General features: G+C 68.1%; 5 protein-coding genes. All 5 read right to left on the reverse strand.

What is annotated here, in order from left to right; all coding sequences use genetic code 11:
- Positions 1 to 416 (reverse strand): NAD(P)-binding domain-containing protein (locus I53_RS04155; protein WP_251982211.1); only part of this gene is annotated, 416 nt, incomplete at its 3' end.
- A 14-nt stretch (positions 417 to 430) separates the two neighbouring features.
- Entirely contained in the window at positions 431 to 940 is a 510-nt protein-coding gene (locus I53_RS04160) for a YbjN domain-containing protein (protein WP_043346992.1), read from the reverse strand.
- A gap of 290 nt (positions 941 to 1,230) precedes the next feature.
- Entirely contained in the window at positions 1,231 to 1,515 is a 285-nt protein-coding gene (locus tag I53_RS04165; protein ID WP_043346993.1) for an accessory factor UbiK family protein, read from the reverse strand.
- Positions 1,516 to 1,663: 148 nt separating this feature from the next.
- The gene (locus I53_RS04170) at positions 1,664 to 1,912 is read right to left on the reverse strand and encodes a hypothetical protein (protein WP_043346996.1); all 249 of its coding nucleotides are present in this window, start codon (positions 1,910 to 1,912) and stop codon (positions 1,664 to 1,666) included.
- 133 nt (positions 1,913 to 2,045) lie between these two features.
- Positions 2,046 to 2,762: a PhoH family protein gene (locus I53_RS04175; RefSeq protein ID WP_012321860.1), complete on the reverse strand. Its 717-nt coding sequence runs from the start codon at positions 2,760 to 2,762 to the stop codon at positions 2,046 to 2,048.
- Between the last annotated feature and the right edge of the window lie 341 nt (positions 2,763 to 3,103).

Consider the following 3,103-nt stretch of genomic DNA (forward strand, 5'->3'; position numbering starts at 1 on the left):
GCGGGCGTCACCTCGGGATTCGCGCAAGCGCCGGTGGCGCCCCGGCCGATGCTCGCCGCAGGTTTCGGCATGGCCCCGACGACGGCCCGCGCCCGCGGCAGGCGGGCGCGGAGATCCGCGATGGTCTTGCCCGCCAGGATCGAGACGAGGAGCGTGTCGCGGCCGATCAGCCGGTCGAGCCCNGGGGCGGCCGTCTCCAGACCCTGCGGCTTGATGCCGAGGACCAGAACGGCGCCGGGCTCGGGGGCCGGGGGGTTCAGGGCGATGCCCCGTTCGGTGCAGAGGTCCACGATCGCGCCGGACGGCACGGGGTCGATGATCGTCGTCCGGCGCGGGTCGAGGCCAGCATCCAGCCAGCCCGCCAGCATCGCGCCGCCCATCTTGCCGGCCCCGGCCAGGACCAGCGAGGCGGGCATCGGCATCGGGCCGGTCACGCCTCGCCTTCGGTCTCGAACAGGACAGCGTCCAGCGCTTCGCGGGCGCTCTTGCCGGCCCAGAGCACGAACTGGAACGCCTGGAAGTAGCGTTCGCAGGCGTCCACCGCGGTCTTCATCATGGTGGCGCATTGCGGGTGGGTCGGCACCGCGCCCCCCGTCAGCAGCAGGGCGTGCCGGAACATCACGACATTGTCGGTGGTCCAAAGGTCGAAATGGCCGACCCACAGTTGTTCATTGATCATCGCGATCAGGCGCATCACCTCGGTGCGCTGCCGCTCCTGCACCTTGAGGTCGAAGGCGCAGGCGACGTGAAGCGCCTCGACATCCTCGATCCACGTGAAGGCCACGTTGTAGTCGGTCCACCGGCCGGGGCTCGTGACCGACATCTCGTCGGTCTCGGCCCGGTCGAAGATCCAATCGCGCAGGGAGGCCAGCCGCTCGACGACGTCGAGCGGATGCTCGTTCCGGTCCGGGTCGTGGAAGTCGACGTTGAGAAGCGGCATGACGATCCAAAAGGACGGCCCGGACGAGATCCGGCCCGACGTGACGGTGACGCGAAACCGGAGCGTGAGAACACTCCGAGAACTGGAACGATCGGCAGATCTAGGCCGGTGGTGATGCGATCGACTGTCGAAGCTCTGCGGACATCGCCCTGCAGCCCCCGAATCACCCTATGCCCGACTATAGACCGGCCGTGACTCGCGACACAAAGTGCAGGTCACAATCGGTGAACAGGAAACCGGATCGTCGCCGCGGCTTCCTGTGTAAAAGCCGGGGGCGTTGCCGCGGAGACTCAGACGGCCTCGCTCAGGCCAGCGGCGCCCGCTCCGGCGGCGCCGGATTTCGCCTCCAGGGCCGCAATGCGGGCCGACAGGGCCTCGTTCTGCGCCTGCAGCTGAGTCACGAGGTCGCGGAGCACGTCGAGCTCCTCGCGCGAGGCGATGTCGAGGTCGCGGATGACGCGTTCGAGCTGCGCCCGGGCCACGGTCTCCGCCTCGCGGCGGACGCCCTGCGCGGCGCCGGCCGCGTCGGTCATCAGGCGGGCGAGGTCGTCGAACAGTCGATTGGAGGGGGGCATCGAGGTCTCCCGGATCGGCCGGCTGCCGCGGCGGCCGCCTGACGGCGCGATTCGAGAGGACGAGATAGGAATCTTCGCGATGGGGAGCAACGCCCGGTCGGTCCGGGACGGCGAGGCGGAGGCGCGAGGCCCCCGCTTCGCCGGCTGATCACATGTGGCGCATCATGCGGCGATGCATGCGGTGATGCATCATGCGGCGCTCCATCCGGCGGTGCATCATGCGGCGCTCCATCCGGCGGTGCATCATGCGGTGTTCCATCGGGGTCATGCGGACATGGGTCACGGCGTCGGGCGCCGTGACGGCGCCGGGCATCGCCGGAGCCGCCGAGGCCGGCTGGACGAGAGCGGCGCCGCCCAGGGAGGCCAGCACGGCAAAGGCGAAGGTCAGTTTCCTCACGAGGAGACTCCAATTTTCTGGTGGCCGGGTCGGGTGCCCGGTTCCTCCTCCCGGACGGGAGGTGCGGAGAGTCGTCTCGTGCCGCGGGGCGGCACGGCGGGTCTGCGAGGACCCGCCGCCATCAACTGCCAAGTCAGAGATTCGTTTCCTCGAAGGCCTTCACCCATTCGGCACAGATTCCCGAGCGCACGATGTCGTTGCGGGTGAACTCCACCACCGGGATCGGCATCATCCGGCTCTTGACCATGTGCATGACGGTGCGCAGGCCGGAGGTCTCGCGCAGGTCGGTCTGCGACACATCGCCGTTGATGATGACCTGACAATCGTCTCCGATCCGGGTCAGGAACATCTTGATCTCGTTGATCGTGGTGTTCTGGGCCTCGTCGAGGATCACGAGGCAGTTCTTGAAGGTCCGCCCGCGCATCACCTCGAAGGGGACGATCTCGATGTCGCCGGTCTTGAGGGCGATCTCGAAGGCGGCGGCGCCCATGCGCTCCTTCATGGCCTCGGTCAGCGGGGCGACCCAGGGGGCGATCTTCTCTTCCAGCGTGCCGGGGAAGTAGCCGAGGGACCGGCCCGAGGGCACGTTCGGGCGGGTGATGACGACCTTGGCGATCCGGCGCTGGCGGAGCTGGTCCGCCGCGCGGGTGCCGGCGATGAAGGTCTTTCCGGTGCCGGCCGGCCCCAGGACGATGACCTGCGGGGAGCGGGCGAGGGCGTCGAGATACTCGGCCTGGCGTTCGGTGAGCGGCTGGATGGGGGCGAGGTTGCGTTCTTCGTCGAAGCGTGTGCGGTGAATGCGGGACGTGCGGTCTTCAACCAGTTCAAGTCGTGCGCGGCGTCTCTTCATGGATGTACACTCCAACGGGACTAGCCAACCTGGATCTGTATCTGAACTGCCGTTTACCTGCGTGCTCCCGGTTCTATTCGTTTGCGAAACTTAATACCGGCCCCAGGCCGAAGGTTCCGCCCCGCGCTCGTCCGCCTGTGGAGAGCGTCACGACGATCCGTGCGCGGCCGAATACACGATGCAACTGGCGCACCAGTGCGATTCGCATCCGACGAATGCGCGCCGGGTGTGACCAAGGGGTGACGGTGGACGAGGGGGCTTCGAAAAAGCCGCGCGGCTGGCGCGGATGCATCAGGTTCGGGACGGGGGAGACGCGATGACGCGGCATCCGGCACGATCAC

The sequence above is a fragment of the Methylobacterium sp. B1 genome (assembly GCF_000333255.1).
GTDB lineage: Bacteria > Pseudomonadota > Alphaproteobacteria > Rhizobiales > Beijerinckiaceae > Methylobacterium > Methylobacterium fujisawaense.